12 protein-coding genes and 1 tRNA gene are annotated in these 17,567 nt (G+C 68.4%); 10 read left to right on the plus strand and 3 right to left on the minus strand.

All coding sequences use genetic code 11. The features are described from left to right. Positions 1-12 precede the first annotated feature (12 nt). The 5 genes from hrpA (at position 13) to ABFO07_RS07940 (ending at position 8,153) form a co-directional block, all read left to right on the plus strand. On the plus strand, positions 13-4,284 hold the full coding sequence (gene hrpA / locus ABFO07_RS07920; RefSeq protein ID WP_124491702.1) for an ATP-dependent RNA helicase HrpA: 4,272 nt from the start codon (positions 13-15) through the stop codon (positions 4,282-4,284). Between the two features lie 139 nt (positions 4,285-4,423). Next, complete coding sequence (locus ABFO07_RS07925) at positions 4,424-5,413, plus strand: beta-propeller fold lactonase family protein (RefSeq protein ID WP_059878951.1); 990 nt, start codon at positions 4,424-4,426, stop codon at positions 5,411-5,413. Between the two features lie 16 nt (positions 5,414-5,429). Then, entirely contained in the window at positions 5,430-6,407 is a 978-nt protein-coding gene (locus tag ABFO07_RS07930) for a sterol desaturase family protein (RefSeq protein ID WP_059809731.1), read from the plus strand. Positions 6,408-6,513: 106 nt separating this feature from the next. Continuing rightward, positions 6,514-7,341 carry an EI24 domain-containing protein gene (locus ABFO07_RS07935; RefSeq protein ID WP_059567566.1) on the plus strand — a complete coding sequence of 276 codons (828 nt, stop codon included), beginning with the start codon at positions 6,514-6,516 and terminating at the stop codon, positions 7,339-7,341. Continuing rightward, positions 7,338-8,153: a competence/damage-inducible protein A gene (locus tag ABFO07_RS07940; protein ID WP_059809729.1), complete on the plus strand. Its 816-nt coding sequence runs from the start codon at positions 7,338-7,340 to the stop codon at positions 8,151-8,153. Before ABFO07_RS07935 ends, ABFO07_RS07940 begins: the two co-directional genes overlap by 4 nt. A gap of 110 nt (positions 8,154-8,263) precedes the next feature. On the opposite strand, the gene ABFO07_RS07945 is transcribed toward ABFO07_RS07940, so the two are convergent. Then, positions 8,264-8,728 carry a rhodanese-like domain-containing protein gene (locus ABFO07_RS07945; RefSeq protein ID WP_059567562.1) on the minus strand — a complete coding sequence of 155 codons (465 nt, stop codon included), beginning with the start codon at positions 8,726-8,728 and terminating at the stop codon, positions 8,264-8,266. A gap of 405 nt (positions 8,729-9,133) precedes the next feature. Between ABFO07_RS07945 and glnA the strand changes: the two genes are divergently transcribed. The 4 genes from glnA to ABFO07_RS07965 all read left to right on the plus strand — a co-directional run bounded on the left by glnA (position 9,134) and on the right by ABFO07_RS07965 (position 15,592). Continuing rightward, the gene (gene glnA / locus ABFO07_RS07950; protein WP_017331833.1) at positions 9,134-10,549 is read left to right on the plus strand and encodes a type I glutamate--ammonia ligase; all 1,416 of its coding nucleotides are present in this window, start codon (positions 9,134-9,136) and stop codon (positions 10,547-10,549) included. A 164-nt stretch (positions 10,550-10,713) separates the two neighbouring features. After that, on the plus strand, positions 10,714-11,856 hold the full coding sequence (glnL, locus tag ABFO07_RS07955) for a nitrogen regulation protein NR(II) (RefSeq protein ID WP_059567560.1): 1,143 nt from the start codon (positions 10,714-10,716) through the stop codon (positions 11,854-11,856). Between the two features lie 39 nt (positions 11,857-11,895). Continuing rightward, the gene (gene ntrC / locus ABFO07_RS07960; protein ID WP_059878961.1) at positions 11,896-13,401 is read left to right on the plus strand and encodes a nitrogen regulation protein NR(I); all 1,506 of its coding nucleotides are present in this window, start codon (positions 11,896-11,898) and stop codon (positions 13,399-13,401) included. 82 nt (positions 13,402-13,483) lie between these two features. Further along, entirely contained in the window at positions 13,484-15,592 is a 2,109-nt protein-coding gene (locus ABFO07_RS07965) for a prolyl oligopeptidase family serine peptidase (protein ID WP_060016246.1), read from the plus strand. Positions 15,593-15,612: 20 nt separating this feature from the next. On the opposite strand, the gene xth is transcribed toward ABFO07_RS07965, so the two are convergent. Next, on the minus strand, positions 15,613-16,389 hold the full coding sequence (gene xth, locus ABFO07_RS07970) for an exodeoxyribonuclease III (RefSeq protein ID WP_059567715.1): 777 nt from the start codon (positions 16,387-16,389) through the stop codon (positions 15,613-15,615). Positions 16,390-16,520: 131 nt separating this feature from the next. Between xth and ABFO07_RS07975 the strand changes: the two genes are divergently transcribed. Continuing rightward, positions 16,521-16,597, plus strand: a tRNA-Met gene (locus ABFO07_RS07975). Positions 16,598-16,761: 164 nt separating this feature from the next. On the opposite strand, the gene ABFO07_RS07980 is transcribed toward ABFO07_RS07975, so the two are convergent. Continuing rightward, the gene (locus ABFO07_RS07980) at positions 16,762-17,454 is read right to left on the minus strand and encodes an aspartate/glutamate racemase family protein (RefSeq protein WP_059809722.1); all 693 of its coding nucleotides are present in this window, start codon (positions 17,452-17,454) and stop codon (positions 16,762-16,764) included. Positions 17,455-17,567 lie beyond the last annotated feature (113 nt).

Consider the following 17,567-nt stretch of genomic DNA (forward strand, 5'->3'; position numbering starts at 1 on the left):
TAATGCGCCCCCATGTCGAATGTACCTAAAAGTCCCGCGCCGACGCGGGCCAACGCGCCGTCGGGCCCGCACCCGGATGGGGCGGCCGGCGCGCGCCAGCAAGCGGGCCGGCAGCCCGGCCAGCAATCGGGCGAGCGAGCGGGCGAGCGACCCGGCCAGCAAGCGGGCAAGCAAGCCGGCCAGCAAGCGGGCGAGCGACCGGGCCAGCAAGCGGACCAACCGCCGCGCCAGCAGCAGGGCAAGCCGCCGCGCGCGCCGCGCGGCGACGAACGGCGCAACGAGCCGCGCCAGCACGCCGCGCAGAATGCCGCGCCGGACGCGCGCGCACCGCGCCGCGAGCGCGGGCCGCGCGCGGCCGTCCCGCCGAATCCCGTCCCGCCGATCACGTTCCCGGAAAGCCTGCCGGTGTCGGGCAAGCGCGACGAAATCGCGCGCGCGATCGCCGGTCACCAGGTTGTCATCGTCTGCGGCGAGACGGGCTCGGGCAAGACCACCCAGCTGCCGAAAATCTGCCTCGAACTCGGCCGCGGCCTCGGCGCGGGCGGCACGGGCCTGATCGGCCACACGCAGCCGCGCCGGCTCGCCGCGTCGTCCACCGGCCGCCGCATCGCCGAGGAGCTCGGCACGCCGTTCGGCGAAGTGGTCGGCTACAAGGTGCGCTTCACCGACAATCTCGCGCCGGGCGCGTCCGTCAAGCTGATGACGGACGGCATCCTGCTCGCCGAGACGCAGACCGACCCGCTGCTGAAGGCGTACGACACGCTGATCATCGACGAGGCGCACGAGCGCAGCCTGAACATCGACTTCCTGCTCGGCTACCTGAAGCAGATCCTGCCGAAGCGGCCGGACCTGAAGCTGATCGTCACGTCCGCGACGATCGACGCCGACCGCTTCGCGCGCCATTTCGGCAGCGACGAACGGCCCGCGCCGGTGATCGAGGTGAGCGGCCGCCTGTATCCGGTCGAGATGCGCTACCGCCCGGTGGCCGAGGACCGCCCGGCCGTGAAGAACGCCGAGGGCACGGCGAGCCGCGACCGCGTGAAGACCGCGCGCGAGGCCGAGCGCGACCTGATGGACGCGATCGTCGACGCGGTCGACGAGCTGTGCCGCGAAGGCCCCGGCGACGTGCTGGTGTTCCTGCCCGGCGAGCGCGAGATTCGCGACGCGGCCGAGGCGCTGCGCAAGCATCACCCGCCGCACACGGAGATCCTGCCGCTGTTCGCGCGCCTGTCCGCGGCCGAGCAGGACAAGGTGTTCAAGGCGTCGAACGCGCGCCGCATCGTGCTCGCGACGAACGTCGCCGAAACCTCGCTGACGGTGCCCGGCATCCGCTACGTGGTCGACACGGGCCTCGCGCGCGTGAAGCGCTATTCGTACCGGAACAAGGTCGAGCAGCTGCAGGTCGAGTCGATCTCGCAGGCCGCCGCGAACCAGCGCGCGGGCCGCTGCGGCCGGGTCGCGGACGGCATCTGCATCCGCCTGTACGAGGAAACCGACTATCAGGCGCGGGCGCGCTTCACCGATCCGGAGATCCTGCGCGCGTCGCTTGCGTCGGTGATCCTGCGGATGAAGTCGCTGCACCTGACGGCGATCGAATCGTTTCCGTTCCTCGAGCCGCCGCCGGGCCGCGCGATCGCGGACGGCTATCAACTGCTGAACGAGCTCGGCGCGGTCGACGACGACAACGCGCTGACGCCGCTCGGCCGCGAGCTCGCGCGCCTGCCGCTCGATCCGCGGGTCGGCCGGATGATCCTCGGCGCGCGCGACCAGCAGTCGCTGCGCGAGGTGCTGATCATCGCGAGCGCGCTGTCCGTGCAGGACCCGCGCGACCGGCCGAGCGAAGCGCAGGAGCAGGCCGACCAGGCGCATCGCCGGTTCGCCGACGAGCGCTCGGAATTCCTGCAGTGGCTGAAGATCTGGGCGTGGTTCGAGGAAGCGGTCGCGCACAAGAAGTCGAACCGCCAACTCATCGACGCATGCCGGCAGAACTTCCTGTCGCACCTGCGCCTGCGCGAATGGCGCGACGTCCATTCGCAGCTGCTGACCGTCGTGCGCGAGCACGGCTGGCGGCTGAACGAGGTCGAGGCGACCTACGAACAGGTGCATCTGGCCCTGATGACGGGCCTGCTCGGCAACCTCGGGCTGAAGGCCGACGACGAGCCGCATTACCTCGGCGCGCGCGGGATCAAGTTCTTCCTGTGGCCGGGCTCGGTGCTCGCGAAGAAGGCGGGGCGCTGGGTAATGGCGGCCGAGCTGGTCGAGACGAGCCGGCTGTATGCGCGCTGCCTCGCGAAGATCGAACCCGAGTGGATCGAGAAGGTCGGCGCGCACCTGCTGAAGAAATCGCTGTCCGAGCCGCACTGGGAGAAGCGCCCGGCGCAGGTGAGCGCGTTCGAGCGCGCGACGCTGTACGGGCTGCCGGTGTACCACCGGCGGCGCGTCGCGTTCGGCAAACAGGATCCGGCGCGCGCGCGCGAGCTGTTCATCCGCGGCGCGCTGGTGGACGGCGAGTTCGACACGAAGCTCGCGTTCTTCGCGCACAACCGCAAGCTGCTCGCCGACATCGAGCAGCTCGAGCACAAGTCGCGCCGGCAGGACGTGCTGGTCGACGACGAGCTGATCCACGCGTTCTACGACCAGGCGATTCCGGACGGGATCCACACGGGCGCCGCGTTCGAGCGCTGGTATCGCGACGAGGTGAAAAAGAGCGGCCAGCCGGAGGACAAGCTGCGCCTGCTGTACCTGTCGCGCGACGACCTGATGCGCCACGAGGCGGCGGGCGTGACGACCGAGCTGTTCCCGAAGCGCGCGACGATGGCGGGCGTCGAGATGGCGCTCACGTACCACTTCGAGCCCGGCGCGCCGCGCGACGGCGTGACGCTCGCGGTGCCGCTCTATGCGCTGAACCAGGTCGACGCGCGCCGCTGCGAGTGGCTCGTGCCGGGGATGCTGAAGGAGAAGGTGCAGCTGCTGTTGAAATCGCTGCCGCAGAAGCTGCGCCGCCATTGCGTGCCGCTGCCCGAGTATGCGGCGGGCTTCGTCGAACGCATGGGGCGCGAACGCTTCGGTGCGGGCGGGCTCGTCGAGGCGCTGATCGCCGACGTGCGCGCGCAGACGCAGGTGATGATGAAGACGAGCGACTTCAAGCTCGAGACGCTGGCTGCACACCTTTTCATGAACTTCAAGGTGATCGACGAGCACGGCCGCCAGCTCGCGATGGGGCGCAATCTCGCCCAGCTTCGCCAGGAGCTCGGCGCGCAGGCGCAGCAGCAGTTCCAGAAGATCGCCGCGGCGTCGACGATCGCGGCCGGCGGCGACGCCGAGGCGGCCACGTCCGGCGCACTTTCCGTTGCGCAGGCGCAGGGCGCCGGCAAGGGCGCGAAGGGCGCGCCGCCGCATACCGCCACGCCGGCGGATACGGGCGCGACCGCGCTGTACGAGAACCTGACGACGTGGAACTTCGGCAAGCTGCCCGAGCTGCTGGAGATCCGCCGGCGCGGGCAGACGCTGTACGGCTACCCGGCGCTCGTCGACCGCGCCACGCATTGCGACGTCGAGGTGTTCGATTCGCCGGAGGAGGCCGCGCGCATCCATCGCGCGGGGCTGCGCCGTCTGTTCGCGCTGCAGCTGAAGGAGCCGATCAAGTTCCTGGAGAAGAACCTGCCGGGCCTGCGCGAGATGGCGATGCAATACATGTCGCTCGGCACGCAGGACGAGCTGCGCGACCAGCTGATCGACACGGCGCTCGACCGCGCGTGCCTGCAGGAGCCGCTGCCCGACGACGACGCGAGCTTCCACGCGCGCCGCGACGAGGGCAGGAGCCGCCTGAACCTGCTCGCGCAGGAGATCGCGCGGCTCGTCGGGCAGATCCTCGCCGAATACGCGGGGCTCGCGAAGAAGCTCGCGCAGGCGAAGCCGTTCGCGGCCGTGCACGCCGACCTGCAGCAGCAGCTGTCGGCGCTGGTGGGCAAGCGCTTCGTGATCGACACGCCTTACGTTCAGCTTGCGCATTTCCCGCGCTACCTGAAGGGCATCGCGCTGCGCATCGACAAGCTCAAGGCCGACCCGGCCCGCGATGCGAAGCAGCAGGCCGAGCTGCTGCCGCTCGTGCAGCAGTACCAGCGTGCGGTGTCGCAGCGCGGCGGCGTCGCCGATGCGCGCCTCGCCGAATTCCGCTGGCTGCTCGAGGAATTGCGGATCTCGCTGTTCGCGCAGGAGTTGCGCACGCCGATGCCGGTGTCGGTCAAGCGGCTGTATAAGGTCTGGGAGTCGATGCAGCGCTAGGCGGTGCGCAAATTTTGAGACAAACGCCGGGAACGGATCGTGCCGGCCATGCGTCGAAGTGGCGCAATCCGCGTTCCCGTCAACCGGCGGGGCGGTTCGTCCGTTCTACAATGACGGTTGTTCTACGACGTGAGTCTTCATGCGCACTTTCCTTTCCCTCGGCCGCACGCTCGCGCTGGCCGCAGCCGTGCTGGCGCCCGCCGCCCACGCGAATAACGTCATCGTTCTCAATTCCGCGGAAGCCACCCTGTCCCTGATCGACCAGCAGAGCCGCCAGGTCGTCGGCACGATGCCGACGGGCAAGGAGCCGCATCACCTGATGGCGACGCCCGACAACGGGTCGCTGATCGTCGCGAATTCGGTCTCGAACAGCCTGATGTTCGTCGATCCCAAGACGGGCAAGCTGCAACGCACGGTCGAAGGAATCGAGGATCCTTACCAGCTCGGCTTCTCGCCCGATCACAAGTGGTTCGTGTCGACCGGGCTGCGCCTCGATCGCCTCGACATCTACAGCTACGACGGCCGCGACGTGAAGATCGCGAAGCGCGTGCCGCTCGCGGTGATGCCGAGCCACCTCGCGTTCACCAAGGACAGCAAGACGGTGCTCGTGTCGCTGCAGGTGTCCGGCGAAATCGCGGCGATCGACCTCGCGACGCAGACGGTCAAGTGGAAGATGCCGGTCGGCAAGGTGCCGGCGGGCCTGTGGCTCACGCCGGACGACAAGTACCTGCTCGTCGGCATGACGGGCGCCGACTACGTCGCGGTCGTCGACTGGCGCAACCAGAAGGTCGTGAAGACGATCCAGACCGGCAAGGGCGCGCACAACTTCCGCTCGCTCGCGGACGGCACGCACGTCGCGATCACGAACCGGGTCGCGAACACGATCAGCATCATCGACGAGAACACGCTCACCAACGTCGGCGACATCACGGGCCTGCTGCCGGGCCCGGACGACATGGAGCTGTCGGCCGACAAGAAGACGCTGTGGGTGACGTTCCGCTTCGCGAAGAAGGTCGGGATCATCGATCTTGCATCGCGCAAGCTGGTGCAGACGATCGCCGTCGGCCGCTCGCCGCACGGGATCTATTTCTACGACCGTGCGCCGTGGAAGGCGGCGAACGGCGCGTGACGGGCGGGGGCGAACGATGCTGCACCTGATCGACGCGTTCGTGTCGGACATCCAGACCTGGCTGTACGTCGACGTCGTGCAGCCGCTCCTCTTCAAGTTCAACATGATGGACTATGACGAGGACACCTACGACGCGCTCTACTGGGTGATCGTCGGCGCGCTGCAGATGGTGTTGATGTTCGCGCTGCTGCGCCCGCTCGAGGCGCTTGCGCCCGTCGAGCGCTGGAAGAACCGCCGCGCGGTGCGGGTCGACGTGATCTATACGGCGATCTCGAAGCTCGGCATCTACACGCTGTTCTTCTTCTTCGCGCTGCAGCCGGTGTTCGACAACTTCCAGGCGTGGCTGCGCCTGCACGGCGTTGCGAACGTCAACCTCGACTATCTGTGGCCGGGCGTGAGCTCGCAGCCGATCGTCGCGTTCGCGATCTACCTCGTCGTGCTCGACTTCGCCGGCTACTGGTATCACCGCTGGCAGCACAAGTTCGGCATCTGGTGGGAACTGCACGCGGTGCATCACAGCCAGCGGCAGATGTCGCTGTGGTGCGACGACCGCAACCACCTGCTCGACGACGTGATCCAGTCGTGCTTCTTCGCGGCGATCGCGCTCGTGATCGGCGTGACGCCGTCGCAGTTCGTCGTGCTGACCGCGGTCACGAACTTCTTGCAGAGCATCCAGCATACGAATGCGCGGCTGTCGTACGGCTGGCTCGGCGAGCGCCTGCTCGTCAGCCCGATCTTCCACCGGCGCCACCACGCGGTCGGCTACGGCCACGAAGGCACGAAGTACGGCTGCAACTTCGGCGTGCTGTTCCCGTGGTGGGACATGATGTTCGGCACCGCGTCGTGGAACCGCACGGTCGAGCCGACCGGCATCCGCGAGCAGGTGGAGGGCGTGAACTACGGCGAAGGCTTCTGGGCGCAGCACGGCCTCGCGTTCGTGCGGATCTTCCGCCGCCTGTTCCCGGCCAAGCGCGGCACGGCGGCGTCCGCCTGACCGACCCCGGCTTGAACCGATCCGATCCGCGGCCCGCATGCGCTTTGGCGCATGCGGGCCGCGTGGTTTATCCTTTCCCCGTTTTTCTCCGTCGACACAGGCCCGCATGAACGACTTGCTGCGTTCCTTCGTCCGGGCATTCGCGGGCGCGCTGCACCCGCGCATGCTCTGGCTCACCCTGATGCCGTTCGTCGTCTCCGCCGCGTTCTGGGGCATCCTGCTGTGGTTCTCGTGGCAGACGCTGATCGACGCCGCGCGCGGCGCGCTCGACGGCTTCGCGCTGACGTCGGCGCTGTACCGGGTGTTCGACGTGATCGGCATGTCGCAGCTGCACGCGGTCGTCGCGCCGTTCGTCGTCGTGGCGCTGGCGATTCCGCTGATCGTGCTGACCGTGCTGCTGCTGATCGCGACGATTTCGATGCCGGTCGTGGTCAAGCACCTGTCGAACCGCCAGTTCGCCGCGCTCGAGATGAAGCGGGGCGGTACGTTCGTCGGCAGCATGCTCAATTCGCTGTGGGCGTCGTTCGCCAGTATCGTGGTGCTCGTCGTCACGCTGCCGCTGTGGCTGATCCCGCCGTTCTTCGGGCTGCTGCCGCCGGTGATCTTCGGCTGGCTCACGTACCGGATGATGACCTACGACGCGCTCGCGCTGCATGCGAGCCGCGACGAACGCCGGGCGCTCGTGCGGCAGCATCGCTGGCCGCTGATCGGCATCGGCATCGCCACCGGGCTGCTCGGCACGGTGCCCACCTTCATCTGGGTGTCGTCGGTCTGGATGATGGTGCTGTTTCCGTTCGTCGCGGCGGCGATGATCTGGGTTTATGCATTCATTCTGGTGTTTTCGGCGCTGTGGTTCGGCCATTACTGCCTGCGCGCGCTCGAAACCCTGCGCGCGACGCCGCGCGCCACCACAATCGACATGGGGCAGGCATGAGTATCGGCATCATCATCATCGGCGACGAAATCCTTTCGGGCCGCCGGCAGGACAAGCATCTGACGAAGGTCATCGCGCTGCTCGGCGCGCGCGGCCTCGCGCTCGACTGGGCCGAGTACGTCGGCGACGATCCCGCGCGGATCACCGCGACGCTCGCGCGCGCGCACGCGTCGGGCGACATCGTGTTCTCGACGGGCGGCATCGGCGCGACGCCTGACGACCATACGCGGCAATGCGCGGCCGCGGCGCTCGGCGTGCCGCTCGAGCTGCATCCGGACGCGAAGCTGCTGATCCAGGAGCGGATCCGCGAGACGCACACCGACCCCGACCGGCCGGTCGACTTCGATTCGCCCGAGAACCAGCACCGGCTCAACATGGGCGTGTTCCCGCGCGGCGCGACGATCATTCCGAACGGCTACAACCGGATTCCGGGCTTCTCCGTCGGCGACCTCCACTTCGTGCCGGGCTTTCCGGTGATGGCGTGGCCGATGATCGAATGGGTGCTCGACACGCGCTACGCGCACCTGCACCACGCGACGCCGCACGCGGAGCGCTCGCTGTACGTGTTCGAGCTGCCGGAATCGACGCTCACGCCGCTGATGGAGAAGATCGAGCGCGACTTCCCGGGCGTGCGGGTGTTCAGCCTGCCGAGCGTCGGCGATGCGGAGCGGGGCGGGATCTACGCGCGCCGCCACATCGACCTCGGCGTGAAGGGCGAGCCGGAGGCGGTCGCGGCCGCGTTCGTGAAGCTGCGCGAAGGCGTGCATCTGCTCGGCGGCGACATCGTCGAGCCCGACGCGTCGCGCGCCTGAGCGCCGGCCGCCGGAAAAGCAACGGGCCGCGCAAGGCGGCCCGTCATCGGGGTGTCATCGCCCGGCTCGACGATGACGCAGGCGGGGCGGGCGGCGGCGCATGGGCGCCGTTACGCGCCGATCCACGGCAGCTTGCGGAAGCACCAGCCGTCGACCGTCTTGCGGTGGCCCTCGGCGTCCTTCGCGCCCTCGAAGCCTTCGAGCAGGTCGAACGCCTTCGTGAAACCGGCCTGCGCGGCGGCGACCGCGGCGAGCTTCGAGCGTGCAGCGCTGCGGCAGAGGAACAGCACCGGCGCGCCGGGTTCGATCGCCGCTTTCAGCTCGCTGACGAATTCGGCGTTCGGCACGCCGCCGGGGTAGCGAGTCCATTCGAGATGCAGGTACTGGCCGTCGCCGACCAGCGGGCGGCCGACCCAGTCCAGTTCGGCGCGGGTGCGCACGTCCACGAGACGCGCCGACGGGTCGAGCTGCAGCAGTTCGAATGCTTCGGCCGGCAGCAGCGCGCCGGCGTAGGTCAGCGAGCCTTGCGCGCGGCGTTCGTCGGCCTTCGCGTGAAGCTGTTCGAGCGTACTCATGGCAGGAGGTCTCCGTATCGATCAAACGAACATTCTAGCGCGCCGTGTGCCGCGCGACGGCCGGGCGCCGTGCCGTGCATGCACCGCGCACGCGCTCACCAAAAAGGTGCAGAATGACGCAGATGCACCAGTGTGGTTCCTTCCAAATGCCTGACGACGGGAATTGCACCATCGAGGTGCTTTCGGCGAATCGGCCGCGCCGCGCGAAGCCCCGAAATCGCGCGGCGAAGCCCCGTCGTGGCGAGCCCGGCGCGAATTGCGCCCGTCTTGCGCGAACATGGCACGGAAGCTGCTATATAGAATTCGGTCGAATCGGGGCGCGCTGCGCCAAAGCCTGACCCCGAGCAGCTCGATAAACGAGGCGGTTCCCAGTCCGCCGGAATTGTTCAATCAGGAGAAGAGGTTATGAGTAAAACCGTCGCCGACGTCATGCAGCTCGTGAAGGACGAGGACGTCAAGTTTGTCGATTTCCGCTTCACGGATACGCGCGGCAAGGAACAGCACGTGTCGGTGCCGGTTTCGGCGTTTGACGAAGACAAGTTCGAAAGCGGCCATGCATTCGACGGTTCGTCGATCGCGGGCTGGAAGGGCATCGAGGCGTCGGACATGCTGCTCATGCCGGATCCGAGCGCTGCGTTCGTCGACCCGTTCTACGAAGAATCGACGCTGGTGCTGACCTGCGACGTGGTCGAGCCGGCCGACGGCAAGGGCTACGAGCGCGATCCGCGTTCGCTCGCGAAGCGCGGCGAAGCGTACCTGAAGAGCACGGGCATCGGCGACACCGCGTACTTCGGTCCGGAGCCGGAATTCTTCATTTTCGACTCGGTCCAGTGGAACACGGACATGTCGGGCTGCTTCGTGAAGATCAACTCGGAAGAAGCGCCGTGGTCGGCCGGCAAGGAATTCGAAGGCGGCAACACGGGCCACCGTCCGGGCACGAAGGGCGGCTACTTCCCGGTCGCGCCGGTCGACACGTTCCAGGACATGCGTTCGGAAATGTGCCTGCTGCTCGAACAGCTCGGCATCCCGGTCGAAGTGCACCACCACGAAGTGGCGGGCCAGGGCCAGAACGAAATCGGCACGAAGTTCTCGACGCTCGTGCAGCGCGCCGACTGGACGCAGTGGTCGAAGTACATCATCCACAACGTCGCGCACTCGTACGGCAAGACGGCGACGTTCATGCCGAAGCCGGTCGTCGGCGACAACGGTTCGGGCATGCACGTTCACCAGTCGATCTGGAAGGACGGCCAGAACCTGTTCGCGGGCAACGGCTATGCCGGCCTGTCGGAACTGGCGCTGTTCTACATCGGCGGCATCATCAAGCACGCTCGCGCGCTGAACGCGATCACGAACCCCACGACGAACTCGTACAAGCGCCTGGTTCCGCACTTCGAGGCACCGGTCAAGCTCGCCTACTCGGCACGCAACCGTTCGGCATCGATCCGCATTCCGCACGTGTCGAACCCGAAGGGCCGCCGCATCGAAACGCGCTTCCCGGACCCGATGGCGAACCCGTACCTGTGCTTCACGGCGCTGATGATGGCCGGCCTCGACGGGATCCAGAACAAGATCCATCCGGGCGAAGCCGCCGACAAGAACCTGTACGACCTGCCGCCGGAAGAGGATGCAAAGATCCCGACCGTCTGCGCGGGCCTCGACCAGGCGCTCGAAGCGCTCGACAAGGATCGCGAGTTCCTGACGCGCGGCGGCGTGTTCACGGACGGCATGATCGATGCGTACCTCGCGCTGAAGGAACAGGAACTGGCGAAGTTCCGCATGACGACGCATCCGATCGAGTTCGAGATGTACTACTCGCTGTAAGCGGCGATGGCGCTTCGACGCTTCAGCGGGCGAAGCGCCGCACACCGGTTTGCCTGCGCCGCGCAACTCCCGGCGCAGGCAGCGGATTCTGAAAAGGGGACGGCGCCCAGCCGTCCCCTTTTTGTTCCGCGCATTTCACACTTTCTGCACGACACCCACGCACGATGGTTCTGAAGAATCTGATCAAGGCGAAGACGGGGCAGCCTGAGCGTCTGACGGATGACGAGCGGCTCGCGCGCTCGGGGCTGCTCGCCGGCCTCGAGGCGTTGCCGACGGTCGTGCTGGTGCTCGACCGCAAGACGCTGAAGATCGCGTTCGCGAATCCGTCCGCGGAGGCGATGCTCGACATCTCGCGCCGGCAGCTCGCGCAGCGGCCGTGGGGCGAGATCTTCCCGAACGCGAACGAGCTCGCGTCGACGATCACCGCGATCGGCGAGGAGCGCTTTCACGCGACGCACCTCGACACCGTGCTCGACCGGCCCGGCCGCGAGCCGCTGCACGTGCACGCGATCGTCGGCTTTCTCGAGAGCGCGCAGGATTTCGTGCTCGTCGAGCTGTTCGAGAACGAGCGCCAGTCGCGCACCGACCGCGAGGAGCGCATCCACGACCTCACCGCGGTCAACAAGCAGCTGATCCGCAACCTCGCGCACGAGATCAAGAACCCGCTCGGCGGGATCCGCGGCGCCGCGCAACTGCTCGAATTCGAGCTGGGCGAGCGCGAGCGCGGCGAGCTGCGCGAATACACGCAGGTGATCATCAAGGAATCCGACCGCCTGCAGACGCTCGTCGATCGATTGCTCGAGCCGCACCGGCATCCGCACATCGTCGGCGACGTGAACATCCACGAAGTGTGCGAGCGCGTGCGCGCCGTGATGCTGGCCGAATTCCCGCGCGGGCTGTCGATCGAGCGCGACTACGACGTCAGCGTGCCGGACCTGCGCGGCGACAAGGAGCAACTGATCCAGGCGCTGCTGAACATCGTGCGCAATGCGGCGCAGGCGCTGCGCGAGCGGATCGCGCAGGGCGACGCGCGCATCGAATTGCGCACGCGGGTCGCGCGCAAGATCACGATCGCGAAGCGCCTGTGCAAGCTGGCACTGGACTTGCATGTGATCGACAACGGGCCCGGCATTCCGGACGAGATCCGCGACCGGATCTTCTATCCGCTCGTATCGGGGCGCGAGGACGGCAGCGGCCTCGGCCTCACGCTCGCGCAGACGTTCGTGCAGCAGCACGACGGGATGATCGAGGTCGAAAGCCGGCCCGGTCGTACCGAATTTCAGATTTTGCTGCCGCTCGATCATTGAGCGGCGACACCGCGATTCACCGAGATATCTGACCGACCTATGAAGCCGATCTGGATAGTAGACGACGACCAATCGATCCGCTGGGTGCTCGAAAAGGCGCTCGCCCGCGACAGCTTCGCGACGAAGAGTTTCGCCAACGTGCGCGACGCGCTCGGCGCGCTCGATCACGAGACGCCGCAGGTGCTGGTGTCCGACATCCGGATGCCGGGCGGCTCGGGCCTCGAGCTGCTGCAGGCGATGCACGACCGGATGCCGGGCCTGCCCGTGATCATCATGACCGCGTTCTCGGATCTGGACAGCGCCGTCGCGGCGTTCCAGGGCGGCGCGTTCGAATATCTCGCGAAGCCGTTCGACGTCGACAAGGCCGTCGAGCTGATCCGTCGCGCGGTGGAGGAGAGCCTGCGCGGCGGCGTGCCCGAGGACGATCGCGTGGCCGAGGCGCCCGAGATGCTCGGCCAGGCGCCGGCGATGCAGGACATGTTCCGCGCGATCGGCCGCCTGTCGCATTCGGCCGCGACCGTGCTGATCACCGGCGAGTCGGGCACCGGCAAGGAGCTCGTCGCCCGCGCGCTGCACCGTCACAGCCCGCGCGCGAACGGGCCGTTCATCGCGCTGAACACCGCGGCGATCCCGAAGGACCTGCTCGAATCCGAGCTGTTCGGCCACGAGCGCGGCGCGTTCACCGGCGCGCAGACCACGCGCCAGGGCCGCTTCGAGCAGGCCGAGAACGGCACGCTGTTCCTCGACGAAATCGGCGACATGCCGTTCGACCTGCAGACGCGCCTGCTGCGCGTGCTGTCGGACGGCCAGTTCTACCGCGTCGGCGGCCACAGCCCGCTGCGCGCGAACGTGCGCGTGATCGCGGCGACGCACCAGAACCTCGAGTCGCGCGTGCGCCAGGGGCTGTTCCGCGAGGACTTGTATCACCGCCTCAACGTGATCCGGCTGCGCCTGCCGCCGCTGCGCGAACGCAGCGAAGACATCCCGCTGCTCACGCGCCACTTCCTGCAGAAGAGCGCGCGCGATCTCGGCGTCGAGCCGAAGCGCGTGTCCGACGAGGCGCTCGCGTACCTGACGTCGCTGCCGTTCCCCGGCAACGTGCGGCAGCTCGAGAACCTCGCGAACTGGCTGACCGTGATGGCGCCCGCGCAGACGGTCGAGATCAAGGATCTGCCGCCCGATCTCGTGCCGTCCGGCGCGGCCGTCGCCGTGGCGGCCGACGGCGCCGAGGCGCACGCGGCGGGCGGCGACGCCCCCGCGTTGTCGCCGGCCGCCGGCCTGACGGGCGCGCCTGTCGTCGCTGCGCCGAACAGCGCGCCAGCCGGCTATCCGATGTGGGAGCACGGGCTGCGCACCGAAGTCGCGCGCCTGCTGCGCGAGAACTCGGCCGACGTGATGGACGAGCTCGCGCGCCGCTTCGAGGCCGCGGTGATCCGCGAGGCGCTCGACTTCACGCGCGGCCGCAAGGTCGAGGCGGCCGAGCGGCTCGGCATCGGCCGCAACACGATCACGCGCAAGATCCAGGAACTGCATCTGGAGCCGTAGGCGCGCAGCGCGGCATGCGCGGGCCCCCGCGCATGCCGCCGCGATCGGACATAATCGCGGTTTGCCGTCACGCCGTTCCGCCATGTCCGATTCCTTCCGCTGGCCCGCCGGGGCCGACCCGTTCCGTTTTCTCGAAGCGCTCGACAGCGCGCGCGCCCGCGCGTGGGTCGACGAGCAGAACGCGCGCACGCGCGCCGCGCTGCGCGACGACGACGCCTATCGCGCGCTCGTCGCGCGTCTCGCGCAAGCCTATCTGCCGCGCGAGCGCCCGGTGATCCCGACCCGCTGGCGCGACTGGGCCTACGACCTGTGGCAGGACGACCTGCATCCGAAGGGGCTGTGGCGCCGCGCGCGCTGGGACGACTGGCGCGCGGGCCGGCCGGCGTGGGACACGCTGCTCGACGTCGACGCGCTCGGCGCGCAGGAGGGCGAGTCGTGGGTGTTCGAGTCGGACGCGATCCTGTATCCGGACGGCGATCGCGCGCTGCTGTCGCTGTCGCCGGGCGGCGCCGACGCGGTGGTCGTGCGCGAGTTCGATCTCGTCGAGCGCCGTTTCGTCGACGCGGGTTTCACGATCGACGAGCCGGGCCATCATACGATCGGCTGGATCGATCGCGATACCGTCTACGTGAGCTGGGATCGCGGCGAAGCGCACGCAACCGAGGCCGGCTATCCGTATGAAGTGCGCCGCTGGACGCGCGGCACGCCGCTCGCCGACGCGCCGGTCGTGTTTCGCGGCGAGCCCGACGACATCAGCGCGGGCGCGTGGTTCGATCCGGTCGACGGCCGCCACGGCGCATGGCGCAGCGTCGATTTCTTCGATATGCATTCGTACCGACTGACGGCCGACGGCGAGTGGGCGCGCTACGACGTGCCGACGCATGTCGAGGTCGGGTTCTGGCAGGGCTGGCTCGTGATGGAGCCGCGGCTCGACTGGGAATGCGGCGGCGTGCGCCACGCGGGCGGCTCGCTGCTCGCGATTCGCGAGGACGCGTTTCTTGCCGGTTCGCGTGCGTTCGACACGCTGTTCGAACCGGGGCCGACGACGTCCGCGTGCACGTGGACGAACACGCGTCATACGCTGATCGCGAGCTGGCTGGACGACGTGAACAACCGCACGCTGCTGTGGCAGCCGCGGCAGGCGGACGACGGCGCGTGGACGTGGGATGCGCGGCGGTTCGACTGGCCGGGCGACGCGCAGATCGACGTCGAGCCCGTCGAGTCGACGCTGAACGACGACGTGTACGTGGACGTCGACACCTATCTCGATCCGCCCGAATGCTGGCTGGCCGATCTTGCCGATCGCGCGGCCGATGCGCCGTCGCGCCGCGTGCTGCTCGACCGGCCGCCGGTGCAGTTCGACGCGGCCGGGCTCGTCGTGCGCCGCGCGAGCGCGCGCTCGCGCGACGGCACCGTGGTGCCGTACACGCTGATCGGGCCGCGCGATGCGCTGGATGCGCGCGACGGCGACGCGCGCGTCGCGCGGCCGTGCCTGCTGTCCGGCTACGGCGGCTTCGCGCTGCCGAACCTGCCGGGCTACAGCGACGCGCTCGGCATCGCGTGGCTCGAGCGCGGCGGCGTCGCGGCGTTCGCGCATATCCGCGGCGGCGGCGAGTTCGGGCCGCAATGGCATGTCGACGCGCAGCGCGAGCACCGGCAGCGTTCGTTCGACGACTTCATCGCGGTTGCCGAGGATCTGATCGGCACGGGCGTGACGACGGCCGCGCAACTCGGCATCGAGGGCGGCAGCAATGGCGGGCTGCTGGTGGCCGCGTGCATGGTGCAGCGGCCGGAGTTGTTCGGCGCGGTGCTGTGCCGGGTGCCGCTGCTCGACATGCGACGCTATCCGAAGCTGCATGCGGGTGCGGCATGGCTGGACGAGTACGGCGACCCGGACGACCCTCGGGAGGGCGCGGCGCTGGCCGCATACTCGCCGTATCACCGCGTGCGCGAGGGCGTCGCGTATCCGCCGCTGCTGCTGACGACGTCGACGCGCGACGATCGCGTGCATCCCGCGCACGCGCGCAAGATGGCCGCGCGCATGCATGCGCTCGGTCACGGCCAGGTGTGGTACTGGGAGAACACCGACGGCGGCCACGGCAGCGCCGACGATCTGGAGCGCGCCGAATCCGACGCGGCCGAATTCGGTTTCCTGTGGGCCCATCTCGGGCCCGCGCCCGCGCGCGGCTGAGCGCGCGCGGAAGGGCGTGCTCAGCCGACGACCGCGACCACCGGCGTATGGTCGGACGGCTGCTCCCACGTGCGCGGCGTGCGATCGACTACGCACGACGCGCAGGTTTCGGCCAGCGCCGGCGACAGCAGGATGTGATCGATGCGCAGCCCCGCGTTGCGGCGGAACGCCATCATCCGGTAGTCCCACCACGTGAAGGTCTTTTCGGGCTGCTCGAAGCGGCGGAACGCATCGACGAGCCCGAGTTCGACGAGGCCCGCGAAGTGCGCGCGTTCCTGCGGCGACACGAGGTTCTGGCCTTCCCATTTGGCCGGATCGTGCACATCGCGGTCTTCGGGCGCGATGTTGTAGTCGCCGAGCAGCGCGAGCTTCGGATAGCGCTGCAGTTCGCTGCGCAGCCACGCGTTCAGCGCGTCGAGCCACTGCATCTTGTAGACGAACTTGTCGGAGTCGGGCGCCTGGCCGTTCGGGAAGTACGCGGAGATGATGCGCACGCCGTCGATCGTCACCGCCACCACGCGCTGCTGCGGATCGTCGAAGCCGGGGATGTTGCGCGTGACGTCGGATTCGTCGAACGGCAGCGTGTCGCGCGCGAGGATCGCGACGCCGTTGTACGTCTTCTGGCCCGAGAACCAGGCGCGATAGCCGGCCGCCTCGAGATCGGCGCGGGGGAACTTGTCGTCGGGCAGCTTCAGTTCCTGCAGGCACAGCACGTCGGTGCCGCTTTGCGCGAGCCAGTCGAGCACATGCTGCTTGCGGACGTTGAGCGAATTGACGTTCCAGGTGGCGATCTTCATGGACGAGTGCGAGAGCGGGGTGAATGCGAAGGCCGCCATCTTACCGCGATGCGCATCGCGTGGCTCCAGCGCAGAATCGTGACAAAAGTATTGACGTGAGTGCTTAACAGCCCTATAATTTATTTCTCTGACGCGGGGTGGAGCAGTCTGGCAGCTCGTCGGGCTCATAACCCGAAGGTCGTAGGTTCAAATCCTACCCCCGCAACCAAGCACACCAGACGATGTGCAGCGCAAGTGACCGATGCGCGCTTCGTCGACAGGAACCCGGCTCAATGCCGGGTTTTTTGTTTTCTGCGTGCATTCGCCGCGCGCGCACGCCCAGAAGCGTGCGCCTCTGATCCCGTCACCAGGACGGGGCTTCATTCGCCATCGTCAGCCCGCCGCCCACTCGACCGCCGCCTTCGCATGCAGCGCGGTCGTATCGAACACCGGCAGCGGCGAATCTTCCGCACCGATCAGCAGCGTGATTTCCGTGCAGCCGAGGATCACGCCCTGCGCGCCGCGTTGCGCAAGCGCTTCGATGATCCGCACGTACGTCGCGCGCGATGCCGGCAGCACGGCGCCGTGACACAGCTCGTCGTAGATGATCCGGTGCACGTCGGCGCGCTCGCGCTCGTCCGGCACCAGCACGTCGAGCCCGAACTTCTCGCGCAGCCGCTGTGCGTAGAACGGCAATTCCATCGTATATCGCGTGCCGAGCAGCCCGACGCGCGCGATGCCGGCCGCGCGCAGCGCCTCGCCGGTCGGATCGGCGATATGCAGGAAGGGCAGCGCGACCGCCGCCTCGATCGCGTCGTGCACGCGATGCATCGTGTTGGTCGTGAGCACGATCAGTTCCGCGCCCGCCGCCTCGAGCTGCCGCGCGGCCGCGGCCATCCGTTCGCCGAGCGCCGGCCAGTCGTGCGCGCGCTGCAGCGCTTCGATCTCCGCGAAGTCGACGGTCACCATCACGCTCTTCGCGTTGTGGTGCCCGCCGTGCAGCGCCTTCGAATGCTGGTTCAGCATCCGGTAGTATTCCGCCGACGATTCCCAGCTCATCCCGCCGATCAGTCCGATCGTCTTCATCCGCCACGCTCCCGTTTCCATTGCCAGCATCGCCGCGAGTATAGGCGGCGCCGCGCGCGCACGGCGGTACGATCCGCGCAAAGCGGGCCAGTACGGCGCGGCCGCGCGCGGCA

The sequence above is a fragment of the Burkholderia stagnalis genome (genome assembly GCF_039848545.1).
In the GTDB taxonomy this organism is placed as follows: domain Bacteria; phylum Pseudomonadota; class Gammaproteobacteria; order Burkholderiales; family Burkholderiaceae; genus Burkholderia; species Burkholderia stagnalis.

Coding starts and splice junctions, on each gene's coding strand:
- ABFO07_RS07945 (WP_059567562.1), bottom strand. CDS start 8,728: ATGAGTACGCTCGAACAGCTTCACGCGAAGGCCGACGAACGCCGCGCG.
- glnL (WP_059567560.1), top strand. CDS start 10,714: ATGGTTCTGAAGAATCTGATCAAGGCGAAGACGGGGCAGCCTGAGCGT.
- ABFO07_RS07940 (WP_059809729.1), top strand. CDS start 7,338: ATGAGTATCGGCATCATCATCATCGGCGACGAAATCCTTTCGGGCCGC.
- glnA (WP_017331833.1), top strand. CDS start 9,134: ATGAGTAAAACCGTCGCCGACGTCATGCAGCTCGTGAAGGACGAGGAC.
- ABFO07_RS07980 (WP_059809722.1), bottom strand. CDS start 17,454: ATGAAGACGATCGGACTGATCGGCGGGATGAGCTGGGAATCGTCGGCG.
- ABFO07_RS07965 (WP_060016246.1), top strand. CDS start 13,484: ATGTCCGATTCCTTCCGCTGGCCCGCCGGGGCCGACCCGTTCCGTTTT.
- ABFO07_RS07925 (WP_059878951.1), top strand. CDS start 4,424: ATGCGCACTTTCCTTTCCCTCGGCCGCACGCTCGCGCTGGCCGCAGCC.
- xth (WP_059567715.1), bottom strand. CDS start 16,389: ATGAAGATCGCCACCTGGAACGTCAATTCGCTCAACGTCCGCAAGCAG.
- hrpA (WP_124491702.1), top strand. CDS start 13: ATGTCGAATGTACCTAAAAGTCCCGCGCCGACGCGGGCCAACGCGCCG.
- ntrC (WP_059878961.1), top strand. CDS start 11,896: ATGAAGCCGATCTGGATAGTAGACGACGACCAATCGATCCGCTGGGTG.
- ABFO07_RS07935 (WP_059567566.1), top strand. CDS start 6,514: ATGAACGACTTGCTGCGTTCCTTCGTCCGGGCATTCGCGGGCGCGCTG.
- ABFO07_RS07930 (WP_059809731.1), top strand. CDS start 5,430: ATGCTGCACCTGATCGACGCGTTCGTGTCGGACATCCAGACCTGGCTG.